Origin of the sequence: Thioalkalivibrio sp. ALJ1 (genome assembly GCF_000745395.1) — a bacterium.
Taxonomy (GTDB): Bacteria; Pseudomonadota; Gammaproteobacteria; order Ectothiorhodospirales; family Ectothiorhodospiraceae; genus Thioalkalivibrio.
In genome coordinates, this window is sequence record NZ_KN050684.1 from 1,942,029 (window position 1) to 1,961,172 (window position 19,144).

Genomic DNA, 19,144 nt, shown 5'->3' on the forward strand with positions numbered 1-19,144 from the left:
ATACCCTATTGGTATCGGCTTTCGCTACAGCCGGATGTCTACGCGATCGGCTCCGGGGGCGTCGATCCCGCGATGCAGGAGCAATGTACCGCTGGCGTTCAGAAGCTCGGTGGTTAGCTGGCGAAAGCGTACTACGGTTTCGGTCAGATTGAGGCGGCTCTCCAGCAGATCACGCTGGGCCTGGGCCACCGCCAGGGCGGTGCCCGCACCGACCCGGAAACGTGTCTGTTCCACCCGTAGCAACTCTTCCTGTAGCTCCACGGTCTCCTCCTGGGCCTGGATTTGCTCGCGCACGCGGGCGGCATCGAACCAGCGACCGCGTACATCCTCGATGGCAAGCTGTTCCAGGTTCGCCAGGGTCTCCTGGATCTGCTGGCGGGTCAGTCGGGCACGCGTGTGTTCAGCCTCGGCCGCGCGATTACCGATGGGCATCTCGAAGCGCAGGCCGGCGGCCAGGTCGTAACCGTCGCCCTGGCGGTCGCGCCAGGTACGGCTGAAGCTGTCGGCATAGCCCGACTGACCTAGCGTCACGAAGAAGTCCAGACGCGGAAGCAGACCATTGCGGGTGCGTACGACCTCAAGTTGGTTGCGTTGCACCCGAAGCCGGGTCTCGTTGAGGTCGGCGCGGTGGTCGCGGGCCAGGGCGACATAGGTATCCATGGGCTCCAGGGTATAGCGCTCCAGGCCCGGTTCCGAGCTGGGTTCCAGGCGCGTATCCCACAGGCCGCCTTCGCCCTGCAGCAGCCGCGCCAGGCGATCCTGGGCGCGGGCGCGTTCGGCACGGGCATCGATCAATCCTTGGCGGCGCAAGGCCACCTCGGCCCGGGCCGAGACGGCCTCGGTCTCGGGGCGGTCACCGGCGCTGATGCGGCGCTCGGTTTCGTCGAGTTGCTGGCGGGCGACGGCCAGTGCCTCCTCGAAGATGGCCTGTTGCTCCTCGGCCAGCACAAGGTCCCAGTAGCGACCCTCGACATCGGTAATCAACTGCTCGACGAAGGCGCGCACCTCGTACTCGGAGGCCTCGACGTCGAGCGTGGCCTGGCGCAGGCTCACCAGATTGGATTCGATGCGCCCGCCCCTTAGCAGGGCCTGGGTGAGACTCACGCCGGCGCGGGTGGTGAATTGGGGCGCCTCGACGCGCGAACTGGAGCTGCGCGAACTGCGCACCGAGACCGTCAGGTCGGTACCGGTGGGTAGCGACTGGGTGAGCCCGGCCTCGCCAAAGCGGCGGGTGGTGACGACGGCGTCGGTTTCGCCTACTTCTTCCAGTTGTCGCACGCTCTCGTCGCGGCTGAGTTCGATCTCGGCGAACAGTTCCGGGTCGAAGACCGCGCGTTCCTGCGCCTCGAATGTGCCCTGGATTGCGGTTTGCAGGCGTTCGGCGCGCAGTCCCCGGTTGTTCTCCAGCGCCCGTGCCACCGCTTCCTCCAGTGACAATGTCTCTTCGCCCACGGTCTCGCGCTCGAACGGGCGATTATCCAGGAGCTCATCGGCCGACAGGGACAGGCGCAGGCCGTCTCGATCGCTGTAGGCCCCGGTGTCATCGGCGCTGGTTGGCTGCGCGGCGACGGGCAGGGCAAGCGCGACGAGGAAGGTGAGCAGAGGTTTACGCATGTTCGGTGGCGACTCGGTAGACCGGTTGCGGGTGTTCGCCTCGACGGTGGAACAGTAGATACAGCGTCGGGATCAATACGAGGGTAATCAGGGTAGACGAAAGCAGCCCACCGATCACGACCCGTGCCATCGGGGCTTGCGCCTCGCCGCCGTCACCCATGCCGATCGCCAGTGGTGAGAGCGCGAGCATGGTGGTGAGCGTGGTCATCAGGATCGGCCGCAGACGCTCGCCCGCGGCGGCGACGATGGCTGCGCGCAGTTCCATGCCATCGTCGCGGTGGCGTCGCGCCATCCGGTCGACCAGCAAAATGGCGTTGTTCACTACAATCCCGACAAGCAGCAGAATCCCGATCAGGGATTGCACATTCAGGGTGGTGTTGGTGACCAGTAGCGCGCCGGTGACCCCGATAATGGCCAGTGGAATCGAGAACATCACGATCAGCGGATCGCGCAGCGATTCGTACAGGCTGGCCATGACCATGTACACCAGCAGGGTGGCCAGCAGGGTGCCCAGCAACAGTTCCGAGAATGCCGCTTCCTGTTCCTCGATATCGCCGGTGATGGAGTAGTCGATCTCTTCGGGTAGCGCGATGTTGCCAAGGGCTTCGCGTACGTCCGCCGCGACCTCACCCATGGACCGGTCCCCAAGGTTGATGAACAACGTCCGGACGCGGGCCTGCTCACGACGTTCGATGCTGTCTGGGCCGATCTCGGTGTCGAACGACACCAAACTGCGCAGGGCCACGCGCTCGCCGCCTTCGCTGCGTACGGTGAGGTTGAGCAGGTCATCCAGCGAACTTTGGTCGGCATCCCGTAGCTGCACCCAGATCCGGGTTTCATCGCCGCCAGCGCGCAGTTGTCCGGCACTGGAGCCACCCAGTGCGGTTTCCAGCGTCTGGGCGATGGTGCGTACGTCCACCCCCAAATCCGCCGCCCGATCCCGATGGATGCGGGTTGCGAACTCCGGCTGCCCCCCATCGGCGCCGATCCGGGTATCGGTAATGCCGGGGATGTCGGCCAGGGCCTCGTCGAACTGCTCGAGGACCGCGTTCATGGTCGGCAGTTCGAAGCCGCGTACCTCGACCGCCAGACGTTCTTCGTCGCCACCGCGTCCAAAGCCGCGGAAGAAGATACCACTGGAGGCGCGTACGCGGATCTCGGTGCCGGGGGGGTCACCCAGGGCCTCGCGCAGCTGGGAGGCAATCTCCTCGGAGGAGCGGCTGCGACTGTCGCGCGAGCCCACCATCACCCGCATGTTGCCGGAGGCGGGCGAGGAGGCGCGGAAGGCCGAGGCCCCGGAGCTGCTCACCAGGTTCTGCAGTTCCGGCACCTCCTGGCGGATCACTTCCTCCAGGTTCGACATGGTGGCGTAGAGCTCGGGCAGGGGCGTGCCAGGTTCCATGGACACGTTGACCCGCAACTCGCCCTCGTCGGTGGCGGGCAGGAACTCGGTCCCCACGCCGCGCAGCCCGGCCAGGGCCACCATCAGCAGGAGCGCGCTCAAGCCGATGATCAACCACGGGTACGAAAGTGTGCGTTGCAGCAGGCCCTGGTAGCGGTGTTCCATTCGGACAAGGGCACTGGTGTCGTGCTTGGGCATCGGGGCGCGGGCCATCAGCATCGGCACGACCGTCAGGGCCACGATCAACGAGGCTGCGAGCGCAAAGGCCACGACTGCCGCCAGCGGCTTGAACAATTGCCCGGCCAGCTCTTCGGCGAAGAACAACGGCAGGAAGATGGCCACTGTGGTCAGCGTGCTGGCGATGATGGCGGGGGCCACGCGGCCAGTACCCGTGACCGCGGCCTCCATGGCCGTTTGCTCGGAATGTTCCTCCCGCCTTCGGGCAATGCTTTCGATCACCACGATGGCGTTGTCGACCATCAGCCCGACTCCGAGCGCGATGCCGCCCATAGTCATGAGATTGAGGGAATGCCCGCCAAAGTAGACGAGCCCGAAGGTGGAAATGACGGCGAGCGGGATCGCGGTCGCGGCCACCAGCGTGTAACGGATGTTGCGCAGGAATATGAGCAGCACCAGCACGGCGAGTGCGCTGCCGTACAGGATCGACTGGCCGACGTTGGTGATGGAGCTGCGGATGAAATTCGCTTCGTCGGTGACCGCACGGATGCTGATCTGCGGGAAGTCGCGGTTCAGGCGGACCAACTCGGCGTGAACGGCCTCGGAGACCTCCACCGTGTTGGCGTCCGCCAGCTTGCGCACGGCCAGCTGGACCCCTTCCTCCTGGTTGACACGGAAACGCCGGGTCACCCGTTGATGGGTGTCCTGGATGCTGGCGACCTGGTGCAAGTGAGTGACGCCATCCTCGCTGCGCTGAATCACCGTGTCGGCAATCTCTTCGACGGAGCGGAACTCGGCGGGGGTGCGCAGACGGTACTCGCGCCGCCCATCCATGATGGGGCCGCCGGGGGTAATGACATTGGCATCCCGAATTCGGTTACGCAGGTCGTCCAGGCCCAGATCGATCGCCTGTATGCGATCGGGATCGACCTCGATGCGGACCTCGCGTTCCAGCCCGCCAAAAGTATCCACGGCCGCCACGCCGGGGATGCGCTCCAGGCGCGGCGCGATGCGGTTATCGATCAGGGTGCGAAGGTGGATGGCGTCGAGCTGTGAGCCGATCCCCAGGCGCATGATCGGGGAGTCCTGAGTGTCGAACTGGCGCACCAGTGGGCGATCGGCCTCGTCGGGTAATCGGTCCTCAATGCGGGCCAGGCGATCGCGCAGGTCGTCCACGGCCTGGCGAATATCGGTACCCCACGCAAAGTTGATGCGGACGTTGCTATTGCCCTCCGCGGAGGTCGAACGGATCTCCTGAGCGCCGGTGATCGCGGCCGCCGCCTGTTCCACCGGTCGGGTGACCAGCTGTTCGACCTCCTCGGCACCGGCATTGGGATAGGAGGTCATGACCGTGACGACCGGGTAGGTGATATCCGGTAGCAGGTCGACGGGTAGCCGGGTCAGGGCGGTCAGCCCGAGGATGACCACGATCAGGGCCACCATGCTGGTCAGCACGGGCCGGCGGACGGTGAACGTGGCCGGGTTCACGGGGCGTCGGTCTCCGATCCGGCCGGCGCGAAGTCGCCTCCAGGCACCGCCTGTGGGTCGGTGATGCGCAGTGGCGTACCGTCGGCGAGCAGATGCTGCCCCAGGACGATGACCTCGGTACCTTCGGGTAGCTCGGGTTGCAGCAGCTCAATCCAGTTGCCATCGCGGATGCCGGTCGCCGCCGTGTGGCGACGGGCCACGGGGCGTTCGCCCGAGCGGTCTACGCTGAAAAGGGTCGGGCCGGCCTCGCGCTGGATGATCGCATCGCGGGGTACTGCCTGGGTGTCGGTGCGTTGCCCCAGGCGGATGGCCGTCTCCACGAACATGCCGGGACGCAGGGCTTCATCGTCGTTCGGGATTTCGACTTCAACCCGGGCCTGCCGGGAGCCCGGTCGGAACTCGGGGGCTACGCGGGTGATGGAGCCCTCGAACTCGCGATCGGGATAGGCCGAGGTGCGCACGATGGCTACCTGGCCGCGGGATAGACGGGCATAGTCGGCCTCGGTCACCGCTAGGATGGCACGTACCGGTTGCAGTGTGACCAGGGCCAGGGCGGGTTCGTTGGCACTGATCAGCGCGCCACGGACCACATGGCGTTCCGCCACCCAGCGCGGCTGGCTGCCCACCGCGTCGGCATCGATTCGGGCGTACCCAAGCTGGATCTCGCGGGTACGCAGGGCCGACTCGCGCTGCCGGATTTGCGACTCGGCCAGGGCAACGCGTGTCCGGGCCAGCGTCAGTTCAGTCTCGGCGGAATCGAGCTCGGAGCGTGAGGCAATGCCCTGGCCACGCAGCTCGCGGGTACGTTCCAACTCGCGCTGAGCGGCGTCGCGACTGGCAACGGCCTCGTCCAGGCTGGCCTGTGCGACCTCCAGCTCCGCCGCCGCCTGGGCGACGTCCTGCTCGAATTCCTCGGTATCCAGCTGCAAGAGCGGGTCACCCGGTTCCACGCGGTCGCCGAGGTTTACGAACAGCTCGGTGACCCGGCCACCGATGCGGGGTGCGATCTCGATTCGGTCGGCGCCCTCGATGCTCCCGGTAAAGCGTCGGCGCTCGACCAGGTCTCGTGATTCAACTTCGGCCGTTGCAACCGCAACCGGCCGGGTCTCGCCTCCGCCGGGGCGTCCGGAAGCCGCTGAATCGTCCTCCGGACCCAGGGTCATCCAGGCCAGAATGCCGGCGGCCAGCAGGAACAGAATCGCAGTAATCAGGGTAGCGGGGCGGGGCATTGCAGCTCGCTCGTGTTCAGGGTCATATGGCAGTCTGGCGTGGCTGACTGAATCGCGTATGAACTCCGTTCGCGCCGCGGCGTCCGTTCAGCGATACGAACCTTCCGACCGTGACCACCTTGGAGAATTCCGTGACCCGACCTGACCCGGACCGTCCCATGCGCCCCCGGCGTTCGTTTGGACTGGACCTGTTGGGCCTCCTGGCCTGGTTGGCATTAGTGTTCATTGTGGCCGGGCTGGGCGGTTTGGCCACTAGCCTATCGGTGGGAGATTGGTATCCCACCCTCGTGCGGCCCCCATTGAACCCGCCCGACGCGGTGTTCGGCCCGGTCTGGAGTGTGCTGTTTGGACTGATGGGGCTGGCCGCCTGGCACGTCTGGCGGCGCGCAGGCCTGACCGGGGCACCGGTGGCGCTGGGCCTGTTCCTGACGCAGCTCGCGCTGAACCTGGGCTGGTCCGTGCTGTTCTTCGGCCTCCAGCGCCCGGATCTGGCGCTCATCGAGATTCTGATCCTGTGGCCCCTGATTCTGGCCACCCTGGTCGCCTTCTGGCGCATCGACCGCATCGCGGGCGTGCTCCTAGTCCCCTACCTCCTGTGGGTTGCCTTCGCCATCTACCTCAACGCCGGCATCGTCTGGCTCAACTGATCGGTTGCCGCTGAAACCGGGTCTTGGTGGTCGGGCGTCATGCGTTGGTCATGTGGGCGGGGTATTCTGACGGGATTTTTGGTGGGAGGGGCTCCATGGCGGTGCGTGTCGGCATTAATGGGATGGGGCGGATCGGCCGGCTGGCCTTAAGGGCGGCCTGGGGTCGGGACGATCTGGAGATCGTGCACCTGAACGAGGTCGCGGCGGATGGTACCGTCACCGGACATTTGCTGGAGTTCGACTCGGTGCACGGGCGCTGGGGTCAGGAACCGGTAGCCGAGGCCGAGCGAATTCGTATCGAGGGGCGCGAGCTGCGGCACACGAGTTTCACCGAACCGGGCCAGGTGCCGTGGAATGAGTCGGATGTCGACATCGTGATCGACGCGACCGGGGCCTTTCGGACCATGGACACGCTGGAGCCGCATTTCGGGCAGGGTGCGAAGCGCGTGGTGGTCGCGGCGCCGGTGAAGGACGATCGGGCGCTGAACGTGGTGATGGGGGTTAACGATGGCCTCTATAATCCGGTGCAGTATCGTGTCGTGACCGCCGCCTCCTGCAATACCAACTGTCTGGCGCCGCTGGTGCAGGTGCTGCGTCCGGCCCTGGGTATTCGCCACGGCACCATCCTGACCGTGCACGATATGACGGCCACCCAGTCCGCGGTGGACCTGCCGCGCGATAACCTGCGCCGGGCGCGTGCCGCCGGGCTGAACCTGATCCCGACCACCACGGGTTCGGCTAAGGCGATCGGTGACATCTTTCCCGATCTGAACGGGCGGCTGAATGGCCATGCGGTGCGTGTGCCGCTGATGAATGCATCACTGACCGATTTCACCTTTGAGGCCGGCCGCGAGACGTCGTCGGAAGAGGTGAACAACCTGCTGCGTGAGGCGGCGCAGGGTTCGTTGCAGGGCATCCTCGGCTATGAAGAGCGACCGCTGGTTTCCAGCGATTTCCGCACCGACCCGCGCTCCTCCATCGTGGACGCACAATCGACCATGGTGGTGGACGCCACGCAGGTGAAGGTGCTGGCCTGGTACGACAACGAGTGGGGCTACGCGAACCGCCTGGTGGAACTGGTGGCCCGCGTGGCGGCGCTGGGCGTCTAGACCGCAATGGCGGAGGGTGTGGCCAATCCGAATGGTCCCCCGACCCTGGGGCTGGGCGCCTATGCCCGGATCATCGCGAACTACTGGGCGTTCACCATTACCGATGGCGCGATCCGCATGCTGGTCGTGCTGTTCTTCCACCAGCTGGGCTACAGCCCGCTGGAGATCGCCTTCCTGTTTCTGTTCTACGAGCTGTTCGGGGTGATTACCAACCTGACCGGTGGCTGGCTGGCCGCACGGCTGGGCGTGAACACCACGATGATCGGCGGGACGCTGTTGCAGGTCGCGGCCCTACTGATGCTCACCGTGCCGGAGGCCTGGCTCGGGGTGGCCTACGTGATGTTCGCCCAGGCCCTGTCCGGGATCGCCAAGGATCTGAACAAGATGAGCGCGAAGTCCGGGGTGAAGCTGGTCGCCGGGGATGGCGAGGGCCGGCTATTCCGCCTGGTGGCGGTGCTCACCGGCTCCAAAAATGCACTGAAGGGCGTGGGTTTCTTTGCCGGTGGAGCGTTGCTGTACACCGTCGGGTTCCAGATGGCGCTGGTGATCCTGGCCGGGACGCTCGCGGTGGTGATGCTGTTCTCCATCGTCGGGCTGCCGCGTGGGCTGGGGAAGGTCGGTGGCAAGCCGAAGTTTACCCAGATGTTCTCCAACTCGACTGCGATCAACGTGCTCTCCGCCGCGCGCTTTTTCCTGTTCGGGGCCCGCGACGTCTGGTTCGTGGTCGCGCTGCCCGTGTTTCTCAGTGCCACGCTGGACTGGAACCACATGCAGGTGGGCGCGTTCCTCGCGCTATGGGTCATTGGCTACGGCATCGTGCAGGCCTCGGTGCCGCGCCTGCTGGGCAAGGGCGGGCTGCACCCCACCGGCCTGACCGCGCGGCTGTGGGCCTTCATTCTGATGCTGCTGCCCCTGGGCATCGTGATCGGTCTGGAGGTGGGCCTGGAACCGGCCTGGGTCCTGATGGTCGGCCTGGGCGTGTTTGGCGTGGTCTTCGCGATCAACTCGGCGGTGCACTCCTTCCTGATCCTCGACTACGCCGATGCCGATCGCGTCGCGATGAAGGTCGGCTTCTACTACATGGCCAACGCCGGCGGCCGCCTGGTGGGTACCGTCGCCTCCGGCGCGATCTTCATGGTCTGGGGCCTGGAAGGCGCCCTGATCGCCTCCACCCTGTTCATCTTCGCCACCTGGATGATCTCCTCGCTGCTCCCCCGTGAGGTGTCACCTGCCTGAGCGCGGCGTCCGCGCCGCGCGACCACTCGGCTGACGGCTATCGACTTTGCAGCGCCTCGATGACTGCATCGACGGTGCGCGATCGATAGCGTTGGGCGTGTCGTACCCAACCCAGAGAACGGGTGATGGCCGAACCCGGCCAGTCGAGCACGATCAGGTCATCGGTGGCCATGGAACGCGGCAAGAACCCGATGCCGAGGCCGGCGCCAATCATCATGTGGATCACTTCCAGGTAGGGGCTCTCCTGGGCGGCGCGCGGGGGCTGGCCCTGGGCGCTCAGGCTCTGTTCGATATGGCGCCGGGTGGTGGAGTCGACGGGTGGCAGGATGGCGGGCCACTGCTTCAGACGCTCCAGGGTGTCCAGCGGGGTTTCGCTGTTGCGGCCTCGGGCGATCATCGGCACGAGCTCGTCAGTCCAGACCGTTTCGGCCTCGACGTCGCCGGGCAGGTCGTCGGGCAGGGTGGCCAGGGCCAGGTCGGCATCGCCGCGCAGGATCGCTTCGACGCCGGTCTCCGAGTCCATGAAGGCCAGGGACAGCTCCAGATCCGGGTAGCGGGCGCGCATTGCGGCCAGCGGGCCGGGCAGGCGGTGCAGCGCGATGTGGTGCGAGGTCGCGAGGCGGATGCGGCCATGTACCACCGTGTCCAGGTCCGCGATCTGCTGCTCAATGGCGCGCAGGCGCGCCAATATCTCGCGCGCCTCGGGTAGCAGACGTTCGGCGACTTCGGTCGGGCGCACGCGCCGACCCTGACGTTCGAACAGCGGGCGTTCCAGCGTGGCCTCCAGCGACTGGATCCGCTTGCTGATGGCCGGCTGGGTCAGGTACAGGCGTTCGGCCGCTGCGGAGAAGGCGCCGGTATCCACGACCGCAACAAAGGCCTGCAAGGACTCCACACTGAGCTGTTCGGGACGCATCGCTCGCCTCCGTGGGATAATGACCGGCTCAGCGCCAACCGCTGGTCCTTCCATAACGGAATGGAATGGTAAAGATAATAAATCGGATTTGAAAGAATAGCAGGGCGGCCGCAGACTCTACGCAGATAGGTGCCCTGAAACCGCGTCACTGCGCGGCGTGGCTAATGGCGCCGTCATTGCGAGGAGCCGAAGGCGACGCGGCAACCTCCTCCAGCTGGCAGAGATCCAGTATCGGGACCGGTGGTGCCGGACGGAGGTTGCCACGGCCCCTGCGGGGCCTCGCAATGACGGTGTGTGTTGCGGCGCCGTGCGATGAAGGTGCATGCCGTGACGCGGCGCAAGGGCGAGCCTTTCGAGCGCTGGTGGATCATCGGCGGTGGGGCGCAAGAACGATAGAACGCGGCGCGGCCGCGGGAGTAGGTGATGGCAGGCAAGACACTGTACGACAAGCTGTGGGAGGCGCATGTGGTGCGCGAAGAGCCGGATGGCTCGACGCTGCTCTACATCGATCGCCACCTGGTGCACGAGGTGACCAGCCCGCAGGCCTTCGAGGGTCTGCGTCTGGCCGGGCGCAAGCCTTGGCGCGGGGATTCCGTGCTGGCGGTGCCGGACCACAATGTACCCACCGCCAATCGCGACCGCGGGATCGAGGATCCAGTCTCGCGCACCCAGGTGGAGACGCTGGAGACCAACGTCACCAGCCTGGGGCTCAAGTTCTTCCCGATGGCGGATGTGCGCCAGGGCATCGTGCACGTGATCGGCCCCGAGCAGGGGGCCACCCTGCCGGGCATGACGGTCGTCTGCGGCGACTCGCATACCTCCACCCACGGCGCGCTGGGCGCGCTGGCCTTCGGCATCGGCACCTCCGAGGTCGAGCATGTGCTGGCCACGCAGTGCCTGTGGCAGAAGAAGACCAAGGCCATGCAGATCCGCGTGGAGGGCGAGCTGCGCCCGGGCGTGACCGCCAAGGACGTGGTGCTGGCGATCATCGGCCGCATTGGCACCGCGGGCGGCACCGGCTATGCGATCGAGTTCGCCGGCTCGGCGATCCGCAGCCTGTCGGTCGAGGGGCGCATGAGCATCTGCAACATGTCGATCGAGGCCGGGGCCCGCGCGGGCATGGTCGCGGTGGACGAGAAGACCATCGAATACGTGCGTGGCAAGCCGCAGGCCCCCACCGGCGAGATGTTCGAGCGGGCCGCCGAATACTGGCGCACGCTGGTCTCGGATCCGGATGCCGAGTTCGACGCGGTGGTGGAGATGGATGCCGCCGAGATCGCGCCCCAGGTAAGCTGGGGCACTTCGCCGGAGATGGTCGCGCCGGTCGATGGGCGCGTGCCGGATCCGGCCGCCGAGAAGGACCCGGTGCGCGCCGAGGGCATGCAGCGGGCGCTGGAGTACATGGACCTGAAGCCGAATACCCCGATGACGGAGATTCGTCCGGACAAGGTGTTCATCGGCTCCTGCACCAATTCGCGGATCGAGGACCTGCGCGCGGCCGCCGAGGTGGTCAAGGGCCGCAGGAAGGCCGACAACATCAAGCTGGCGATGGTGGTGCCGGGCTCCGGGCTGGTGAAGCAGCAGGCGGAGCAGGAAGGGCTGGACCGGATCTTCCTGGACGCCGGCTTCGAGTGGCGCGAGCCGGGCTGTTCCATGTGCCTGGCGATGAATGCCGACCGGCTGGAGCCGGGCGAGCGCTGCGCCTCGACCTCGAACCGCAACTTCGAGGGGCGCCAGGGGCAGGGCGGGCGTACCCACCTGGTGAGTCCGGCGCTGGCCGCCGCGGCCGCCGTGGCCGGGCACTTTGTCGAGCCGTCGGCACTGAAGGAGGCGTAAGCGATGCAGGCCTTTACCGTACACAAGGGGATCGTCGCGCCGCTGGATCGCTCCAATGTCGATACCGACGCGATCATCCCGAAGCAGTACCTGAAATCGGTCAAGCGCACGGGCTTTGGCCCGAACGCCTTTGACGACTGGCGCTACCTGGACCCGGGCGAGCCTGGCATGGACAGCTCGCAACGCCGTGCGAACCCCGATTTCGTACTCAATCAGGCGCCTTATGACCAGGCGACGATCCTGCTGGCACGCAAGAATTTTGGCTGCGGTTCCTCGCGCGAGCACGCGGTGTGGGCATTGACCGACTTCGGCTTTCGCGCGGTCATTGCACCGTCGTTCGCCGATATCTTTTTCTCCAACAGCTGCAAGAACGGCCTGCTGCCGGTGGTGCTGGCGGAGGACGAGGTGCAAACCCTGTTCGATCAGGTGGAGGCGAAACCGGGTGCGCAGGTCGAGGTGAATCTGGAAGAGATGACCGTGACCGCCCCGGACGGTACCGTGTTCCGTTTTATGCTGGATGAGGACCGGCGCCACCGCCTGTTGAACGGCCTGGATGACATCGCCCTGACGCTGAAGTACGGCGATGACATCCGCGCCTTCGAAGAACGCCAGCGCCGCGACTGGCCGTGGATGGCGGAGCAACGATAGAAACGATAGGGATGGCGCGGGCGGCCTGAACCCGGGCAGCGTCATCGCGAGAAGCGAAGCGACGAAGCAATCTCCCAAACAATGGCCGAGCGCCGGTACCGGGATCCGGTGGTTTCGTCCGGAGATTGCCACCGCCCCTACGGGGCCTCGCAATGACGAGGTAAAGATGCCGTCATCGCGAGGAGCGAAGCGACGTGGCGATCTCTGTGGATGCCCCGGCGTTGGGTCGGGTGGCGTTGGGGTTTTGTTGGGAGGTTGCCAAGGTCCCTTGCGGGTTATCGCAATGACGGTGCGATTGCGAACGTACAAGTTAAAACTAACAGTTAGTTAGGAGAGGTGTGTGAGTCGAATTCTAGTGTTGCCTGGGGACGGGATTGGGCCCGAAATCGTGGCCGAGGCCTTGCGCGTGCTGGAACATGTAGGCGAGATCGGCGGACTGGATCTGGAGATCGAGCAGGGGCTGATCGGGGGCGCGGCGCACGATGCGGCCGGGCACCCGTACCCGGAGGCCACCCTCGAGGCGGCGCGGCGCGCCGACGCGATCCTGCTGGGCGCGGTCGGTGGCCCGCAGTACGAATCGCTGGAGCGTGACCTGCGCCCCGAGCGCGGGCTGCTGGGCATCCGTTCGGATCTGGGCCTGTTCGCGAACCTGCGCCCGGCGATCCTGTATCCGCAGCTGGCCTCGGCCTCCACGCTGAAGCCGGAGGTGGTCAGCGGGCTGGATATCCTGATCGTGCGCGAGCTGACCGGCGGGATCTACTTCGGCCAGCCGCGCGGGATCGAGGAGCGCAATGGTGAGCGCTACGGCTTCAATACCGCCGCTTACAGCGAATCGGAGATCGAACGCATCGCGCGGGTCGGCTTCGAGGCCGCGATGAAGCGGGGCAAACGCCTGTGCTCGGTGGACAAGGCTAATGTGCTCGAGGTCTCCGAGCTGTGGCGCGAGGTGGTCGAGCGGGTCGGCCAAGAATTCCCCGAGGTCGAGCTGTCCCACATGTATGTGGATAACGCGGCAATGCAGCTGGTGCGTGACCCCAAGCAGTTCGACGTCATGGTGACCAGCAACATGTTCGGTGACATCCTGTCGGATGCAGCAGCGATGCTAACGGGTTCCATCGGCATGTTGCCGTCGGCTTCGCTGAACAGTGAGGGGGTTGGTCTGTATGAGCCGATCCACGGTTCGGCACCGGATATCGCCGGGCAGGGCAAGGCCAACCCGATGGCGACGATGCTGTCGGTGGCGATGCTGCTGCGTCACAGTCTGAACCGGAATGACCTGGCCGAGCGTATCGAGCAGGCCGTGGGTCGAGTGCTGGATCAGGGCCTGCGTACGCCGGACATCTTCGGCGAGGGCATGACCCTGGTGGGTACTCAGGGTATGGGCGACGCGTTGGTTTCTGCGCTCGACGATTAAATAGAATACAGCTACTTAACGAATAAAGTTCAACCGGGAATAGACAATGAGTGACCGCAAGTTTGACGTGGCCGTGGTGGGTGCGACCGGCGCCGTCGGCGAGACCCTGCTGACCATTCTGGCCGAGCGCGACCTGCCTTTGGGGCGGGTGCATGCGCTGGCGAGTTCACGGTCGGTGGGCAAGTCGGTCAACTTCGGTCGGCGCGAGCTGGACGTGGAAGATCTGGCGACCTTCGATTTCTCGACCGTACAGATCGGGCTGTTTTCGCCGGGCGCGTCTGTCTCAGCGGAGTACGCCCCGAAGGCTGCGGCGGCCGGCTGTGTGGTGATCGACAACACCTCGCAGTTCCGCTACGACCCGGAAATCCCGCTGGTGGTGCCGGAGGTAAACCCGGACGCGGTGGGCGATTACACGAAACACGGGATCATCGCGAACCCCAACTGCTCCACCATCCAGATGCTGGTGGCGCTGAAGCCGCTGCATGACGCGGTCGGCGTCGAGCGCATCAACGTCGCCACCTACCAGGCCGTCTCCGGCACCGGCAAGGATGCGATCGAGGAACTGGCCCACCAGACGGCGGCACTGCTGAACGGTCGTCCCGTCGAGTGCAATGTCTATCCCAAGCAGATCGCATTCAATGCGCTCCCGCACATCGACGTCTTCCAGGACAACGGTTACACCAAGGAAGAGATGAAAATGGTCTGGGAGACCCGCAAGATCATGGGCGACGAGTCCATCCTGGTGAACCCGACCGCGGTGCGTATCCCGGTGTTCTACGGCCATTCCGAAGCCCTGCATATCGAGACGAGGGAAAAGATCACCGCCGATAAGGCACGCGAAATTCTGGCCTCCGCACCGGGCGTGACCGTGTTCGACAAGCACGAAGACGGGGGCTATCCCACGGCCGTCACGGAGGGTTCTGGCAAGGATGCGGTGTTCGTCGGGCGTATCCGTGAGGACATCTCGCACCCGCGCGGTCTGAACCTCTGGGTGGTCTCGGATAACGTGCGCAAGGGTGCCGCACTGAACACGATCCAGATCGCGGAGGTTTTGATCCGGGATTACCTGTGATTTAATCCGGGAAAACGTCGGGGGAACCTTCCCCCGATATATCCGTGGCCAGGGGCACTGGGGCCACGCGGCACTTTCAGGGGGAATTCGTGCGCAAGCTATTGGTTGGGTTTTTGTTCTTGCTGCTGGTGGCCCCGGCGTCCTCGAATTCTGTGGGCTTCGGTGAAACCAATCTTCAGTCCTTCCTGAACCAGCCCTTGCAGGCGGAGATCCCCTTGCGCGGGGTGGATGCCGTTGGCGATTCATTGCGAATCCGGCAGGCCTCAGAGGATGCCTATCGCCGCGCCGGGCTGAATCGTGGCGGGGTCCCTGGCGACCTGAATATTGAGCTTGAAGGTGATCGCGTGATCCTGACGACGCGACGCCCGGTGCGCGAGCCCTACGTGGGTATCCTGCTGGAAGCGCGCTGGGATGGTGGCCGCGCGATGCGTGAAGTCTCCTTGCTGCTCGATCCCCCCGGGACGATGCCGAGTGGTGTCTCGGCCCCTACCGTGAGCCAACCGTCCGAGGATGCACCTCGCACCCCGCGTGAAGGTGAGACCATCCAGGTGCGCAGCGGTGACACCCTGTACTCCGTCGTGCGCCGTAGCGGTATCTCCGGCTACAGCGACGAGCAGGTGATGCTGGCTTTCCTGGACGCCAACCCGCGGGCATTCATGGGCAATAACATCAATGCCCTGCGTGCCGACGCAGAGTTGCGCACGCCTTCGCGCGCCGAATTAGAAGCACGCAGCACCGCGCAGGCGCGAACCGAGGTGGTCGAGCAGACGCAGAGCTGGCAGGCGTCCACCCAGGCTGCTCGCGAGGCACCCGAGGAGGCTCCGGAAGAGGAGGTCACGGCTGCTGCCGATCAAGAGGCGGTGGCGGCGGAGGATGAGGCAGCTGCCGAGGACGAGACGGCTGCAGCCATTGAAGACGAAGAGGCCGCGGTCGCTGAAGTGGAAGTCGATGCCGCCGCGACCGAAGAAGCGACGCCGGCGGAGGATGATGTCGCGGCCGAAGAAGCTGTGGCGGAAGATCGTCTGGAAATCGTGGCCGACCTGACGCCGGAAGACGCCGAGGCGGGAGTGACCCAGGGCGGTTCGGAAGAGTTGCTGCAGGAGGCCTTGCTGTCACAGCGTGCCGAGATGGAGGGCATGCGTGACCAGATCTCCGATCTGCGTGAGGAGCTCGGAGAGCGCGGGCGCCTGGCGGATATCTCTAGCGAGAACATGGCGGAGTTGGAAGACCAGCTCAGCCAATTGCGCGCAGAACGCGAACAGTTGATGAGCCGTCTGGATCGTGCGGATGCCGAGCGTAATGCGCCGCTGCACGAGCGGATCATGAATGATCCGTTGTTGCTGATGATGGCCATCGCCCTGGTCATCCTGCTGCTGCTGGTGCTGCTGGCATTTGCACGCGGTGGACGCCGCGAGGTGATCGTGGACGACCGCAGCGCCGGCCTGCAGCCGCGGGCGGATAACAGCAAGGTTCAAGCGGCGGGCGATGCGGCTAGCGGGTATGAGGCCCGAGAAGTCGATGAGACGTCCGGTGGGCCAGCCGCGGGCGCTGCAGCGGCAGGTACGGCGGCCGCCATCGCCACGACGGCGGCATCCGGTGACGATGACCGTTCCAACACTCAACAGGAAGAGTCCGCGCATCCTCCGGCCGATCCGGAGGAGGAAGTGGGCGAGGTCGTCGTGGCCAGTGCGACTCAGGACGGTGAGGCAGCGGATGATGTGCTGGCCGAGGTCGACGTCTGCCTGGCGTACGGCATGAATGATCAGGCCCTCGAAACGCTGAATGCGGCGATCGAACGTAATCCCGAAAACACCGAGTACCAGCTGAAACGGGTCGAGGCGTATCTGGCGCAGGAGGACGATGAGGGGGCTCGTCAGGCGGCGTCCGCGCTGCGTGATCGACTGGATCCGAACGACACGGATACGCGTGACCGCCTGTCCGAGCTGGAGTCGCGCATCGGTGTCGCGGGGTTGGGCGCCGCTGCGGCAGGTGGAGCGGCGGCTGAGGACCTCGGCGAGACTGCGGACGCCGGCGGCGTTCCGGAAGGCAGTGACAGCAACGAGATCGATTTCTCCGGCCTGGAGCTGCCGGAAACCGATGAAGGGACCGAGAGCGCTGACACCAAGTCGGTGACAGGTGACGAAGGCCTTTCCTTCGATATTGACGAAAACCTGGAGTCGGATCTGGCCAGTGCCGCGGAGGGTGATGCGGAAAGTGACGAGGCTATGGATGACCTCAACAACCTGGCTTTCGATCTCGACGACGCCGAACTTCCGGATATGAACGCCGAGTCGGAGTCGGGTGAGACGGCCGAGCAGGAGCCGGGACTGGATCTGGACGAGAACGTCTTCGGCGGGGGTGCGGCCGAAGAGCCGACGGAAGGTCAAAGCGACGATGTCACGGAGTCCGCTGACACGGACGAGAATGTGACCCGCCTCAGTCTGGCCCAGGCCTACGCCGACATGGGCGACCAGGAAGGGGCCCAGGAACTGATCGACGAGGTCCTGGCCACCGGTACCGATGAGCAGAAGCGCGAGGCTGAAGCGATCAGGGACCAGATCAAGGGTTCGTGATCACGGCTCAGCCGGGAGTTGGGCGGCGCAATGGCGATCGCCTTTGCAATTGAACGGATGGGTAGAATGAAGGCCCCGCCTGAGGGTAAAACTCCGGGCGGGGCCTTTTTCGATTGGATGGATCGTTGCCAGTGGTGGAGACCGAGACCGTTGCATCGCCGATCGCGTCGGTGCCTGACCCGCATGCCGTGAGGCTGGGGATTTGGGGTTTGCTGGGGGTGCTCGGGGCTTCCGCGGTTCTGGTGACGGCCTTGCCATCGGTTTTGGCCGTGATCGCCGCCGTGGTTCTGGGGTTGGCCGCCGCCGAAGGATTGCCGTGGCGACGGGCGGGGCGACTGATTCTGCGCATGAAGTGGTTCTACCTGTCGCTGCTGGTGTTCTATGGCCTTTGGCCGACCGAGGGGGAAAGTCTGGCTGCAGGGCTTCTGGAGGCCGGTGGCCGCATCCTGGCGTTGGTTTTGATGCTGTTCCTGGTGGTCTGGTTGACCGAGCATTTCCCCCGTACCGTGCTTGTCCGCAGCTTGGGGCGGCTATTGGGTGGACCGAGGCAGATGTTGGGCGGCTGGGGCGAGCGCTTTTCCCGGCGATTGTTTCTGGCGCTGGCGTTGTTCGAAAGTGAGCGGCCGTCGGTGGAGGCGCGGCGCGCCGGGCTCGACGGTTCGCGACGCAATCGGTTGCGCGCGGTGCACGAATGGCTGGTGGTGCAGCTGGATCGGGCCCTCGCGGGGGGCGGGCCAATGCAACCGTCGGCGGATGCACAGGAGCCTCCTGCGGGAACATGGTTGAGGTCGGATTGGCCGGTCGTCGTGTTGTGGGCGGGGGTGATCGCGGCATGGGTGGCATGGTGGCTGGGGTGACGGGCTTGATTGAGCATCGAGAACAAGCCGGGCACGAGCTGGCCGGCGCGGTATCCCAGCGCTGGGCCCTTGGAGTGGAGTATGACGGCCGCGGCCTGCTGGGCTGGCAACGCCAGAAGGATGGACCCAGTGTGCAAGGGCATTTGGAGGCGGCACTGGGATTTGTGGCCAATCATTCGGTGGAACTGACCTGTGCGGGGCGCACGGACGCGGGGGTCCATGCCACTGCACAGGTGGTGCACTTCGATACGCCATCGCGGCGCGACACCCATGCCTGGGTGCTGGGCGCGAACAGTCGCCTTCCAGATGGGATTGCGGTGACCTGGGCGCGGCCGGTGGCGGACGACTTTCATGCACGCTTTGGTGCGTTTGGCAGGCGGTACCGCTATGTAATTGCGAACCGAGCGGTGCGGCCGGCGCTGGAGGCGGGGCGGGTGTCCTGGTGGCGGCGGCCACTGGATGCCTCGCGTATGCACGACGCCGGGCAGGTGTTTGTTGGCGAGCACGACTTCACCAGCCTGCGGGCTGCGGCCTGTCAGGCAAAATCCGCTGTGCGCCAGGTCCATTCCCTTGCAGTGGTGCGCCGCGGTGCCCATGTGGTGCTGGATATTCACGCGAACGCCTTTCTGCACCACATGGTGCGCAACATTGCCGGGGTGCTGCTGGCCGTCGGCGACGGGCGTGCCGAGGTGGACTGGCCGGTGAAGGTGCTGGCCGCCCGCGACCGTCGCGCGTCGGGGATCACCGCTCCGGCTGGTGGGCTGTACTTCGTGCATGTGGATTACCCGGGCGAGTTCGAATTGCCGATCACGTCGGGTCCGGTCTTCGACGGGGTACCGGGGAATGGAGCGGTTTGATTGCGGAAACATCGGGCGGGTGGCTCGCTTCTGGTAGGCTTTGCGGCTTGATCAACAGGGCCGGCTTCG

General features: G+C 65.5%; 14 protein-coding genes. 10 read left to right on the forward strand and 4 right to left on the reverse strand.

The annotated features are described in order from the left end of the window. Window positions 1–24 precede the first annotated feature (24 nt). Genes F462_RS11485 through F462_RS11495 form a run of 3 tightly spaced genes read right to left on the reverse strand, consistent with a single transcriptional unit; the run spans window position 25 to window position 5,910 of the window. The gene (locus F462_RS11485) at window positions 25–1,614 is read right to left on the reverse strand and encodes a TolC family protein (RefSeq protein WP_038054258.1); all 1,590 of its coding nucleotides are present in this window, start codon (window positions 1,612–1,614) and stop codon (window positions 25–27) included. Then, window positions 1,607–4,681 carry an efflux RND transporter permease subunit gene (locus tag F462_RS11490; protein WP_038054259.1) on the reverse strand — a complete coding sequence of 1,025 codons (3,075 nt, stop codon included), beginning with the start codon at window positions 4,679–4,681 and terminating at the stop codon, window positions 1,607–1,609. The genes F462_RS11485 and F462_RS11490 overlap by 8 nt, the downstream gene beginning before the upstream one ends. Continuing rightward, the gene (locus F462_RS11495; protein ID WP_038054262.1) at window positions 4,678–5,910 is read right to left on the reverse strand and encodes an efflux RND transporter periplasmic adaptor subunit; all 1,233 of its coding nucleotides are present in this window, start codon (window positions 5,908–5,910) and stop codon (window positions 4,678–4,680) included. Before F462_RS11495 ends, F462_RS11490 begins: the two co-directional genes overlap by 4 nt. A gap of 158 nt (window positions 5,911–6,068) precedes the next feature. Between F462_RS11495 and F462_RS11500 the strand changes: the two genes are divergently transcribed. The 3 genes from F462_RS11500 (at window position 6,069) to arsJ (ending at window position 8,902) form a co-directional block, all read left to right on the forward strand. Beyond that, complete coding sequence (locus F462_RS11500; RefSeq protein ID WP_038054263.1) at window positions 6,069–6,557, forward strand: TspO/MBR family protein; 489 nt, start codon at window positions 6,069–6,071, stop codon at window positions 6,555–6,557. A 95-nt stretch (window positions 6,558–6,652) separates the two neighbouring features. Continuing rightward, window positions 6,653–7,666 (forward strand): ArsJ-associated glyceraldehyde-3-phosphate dehydrogenase, encoded by a 1,014-nt coding sequence (locus tag F462_RS11505; protein ID WP_038054266.1) that lies wholly within the window; start codon window positions 6,653–6,655, stop codon window positions 7,664–7,666. Window positions 7,667–7,672: 6 nt separating this feature from the next. Beyond that, on the forward strand, window positions 7,673–8,902 hold the full coding sequence (arsJ, locus tag F462_RS11510; protein ID WP_038054268.1) for an organoarsenical effux MFS transporter ArsJ: 1,230 nt from the start codon (window positions 7,673–7,675) through the stop codon (window positions 8,900–8,902). Between the two features lie 37 nt (window positions 8,903–8,939). Here the strand turns inward: arsJ and F462_RS11515 are convergent, their stop codons facing one another. Beyond that, on the reverse strand, window positions 8,940–9,818 hold the full coding sequence (locus F462_RS11515) for a LysR family transcriptional regulator (RefSeq protein WP_038054270.1): 879 nt from the start codon (window positions 9,816–9,818) through the stop codon (window positions 8,940–8,942). A gap of 423 nt (window positions 9,819–10,241) precedes the next feature. Between F462_RS11515 and leuC the strand changes: the two genes are divergently transcribed. The 7 genes from leuC to truA all read left to right on the forward strand — a co-directional run bounded on the left by leuC (window position 10,242) and on the right by truA (window position 19,075). Beyond that, window positions 10,242–11,654 carry a 3-isopropylmalate dehydratase large subunit gene (gene leuC, locus F462_RS11520; protein ID WP_038054272.1) on the forward strand — a complete coding sequence of 471 codons (1,413 nt, stop codon included), beginning with the start codon at window positions 10,242–10,244 and terminating at the stop codon, window positions 11,652–11,654. Window positions 11,655–11,657: 3 nt separating this feature from the next. Beyond that, the gene (gene leuD, locus F462_RS11525) at window positions 11,658–12,302 is read left to right on the forward strand and encodes a 3-isopropylmalate dehydratase small subunit (RefSeq protein WP_038054275.1); all 645 of its coding nucleotides are present in this window, start codon (window positions 11,658–11,660) and stop codon (window positions 12,300–12,302) included. A gap of 340 nt (window positions 12,303–12,642) precedes the next feature. Further along, window positions 12,643–13,716 carry a 3-isopropylmalate dehydrogenase gene (gene leuB / locus F462_RS11530; RefSeq protein WP_208854143.1) on the forward strand — a complete coding sequence of 358 codons (1,074 nt, stop codon included), beginning with the start codon at window positions 12,643–12,645 and terminating at the stop codon, window positions 13,714–13,716. A 46-nt stretch (window positions 13,717–13,762) separates the two neighbouring features. Next, entirely contained in the window at window positions 13,763–14,788 is a 1,026-nt protein-coding gene (locus F462_RS11535; RefSeq protein WP_038054277.1) for an aspartate-semialdehyde dehydrogenase, read from the forward strand. 89 nt (window positions 14,789–14,877) lie between these two features. Beyond that, window positions 14,878–17,361, forward strand: coding sequence for a FimV/HubP family polar landmark protein (locus tag F462_RS11540; protein ID WP_038054279.1), 2,484 nt, complete (start codon window positions 14,878–14,880; stop codon window positions 17,359–17,361). 161 nt (window positions 17,362–17,522) lie between these two features. After that, window positions 17,523–18,218 (forward strand): hypothetical protein, encoded by a 696-nt coding sequence (locus tag F462_RS11545; protein ID WP_371180517.1) that lies wholly within the window; start codon window positions 17,523–17,525, stop codon window positions 18,216–18,218. Further along, complete coding sequence (truA, locus tag F462_RS11550; protein ID WP_371180518.1) at window positions 18,203–19,075, forward strand: tRNA pseudouridine(38-40) synthase TruA; 873 nt, start codon at window positions 18,203–18,205, stop codon at window positions 19,073–19,075. Before F462_RS11545 ends, truA begins: the two co-directional genes overlap by 16 nt. Window positions 19,076–19,144 lie beyond the last annotated feature (69 nt).

What these genes read in the sequence shown, in the direction of transcription:
- F462_RS11485 (WP_038054258.1), bottom strand. Translation starts at nt 1,614, where the DNA reads ATGCGTAAACCTCTGCTCACCTTCCTCGTCGCGCTTGCCCTGCCCGTC.
- F462_RS11505 (WP_038054266.1), top strand. Translation starts at nt 6,653, where the DNA reads ATGGCGGTGCGTGTCGGCATTAATGGGATGGGGCGGATCGGCCGGCTG.
- truA (WP_371180518.1), top strand. Translation starts at nt 18,203, where the DNA reads ATGGTGGCTGGGGTGACGGGCTTGATTGAGCATCGAGAACAAGCCGGG.
- F462_RS11515 (WP_038054270.1), bottom strand. Translation starts at nt 9,818, where the DNA reads ATGCGTCCCGAACAGCTCAGTGTGGAGTCCTTGCAGGCCTTTGTTGCG.
- leuD (WP_038054275.1), top strand. Translation starts at nt 11,658, where the DNA reads ATGCAGGCCTTTACCGTACACAAGGGGATCGTCGCGCCGCTGGATCGC.
- F462_RS11500 (WP_038054263.1), top strand. Translation starts at nt 6,069, where the DNA reads ATGCGCCCCCGGCGTTCGTTTGGACTGGACCTGTTGGGCCTCCTGGCC.
- arsJ (WP_038054268.1), top strand. Translation starts at nt 7,673, where the DNA reads ATGGCGGAGGGTGTGGCCAATCCGAATGGTCCCCCGACCCTGGGGCTG.
- F462_RS11495 (WP_038054262.1), bottom strand. Translation starts at nt 5,910, where the DNA reads ATGCCCCGCCCCGCTACCCTGATTACTGCGATTCTGTTCCTGCTGGCC.
- leuC (WP_038054272.1), top strand. Translation starts at nt 10,242, where the DNA reads ATGGCAGGCAAGACACTGTACGACAAGCTGTGGGAGGCGCATGTGGTG.
- F462_RS11535 (WP_038054277.1), top strand. Translation starts at nt 13,763, where the DNA reads ATGAGTGACCGCAAGTTTGACGTGGCCGTGGTGGGTGCGACCGGCGCC.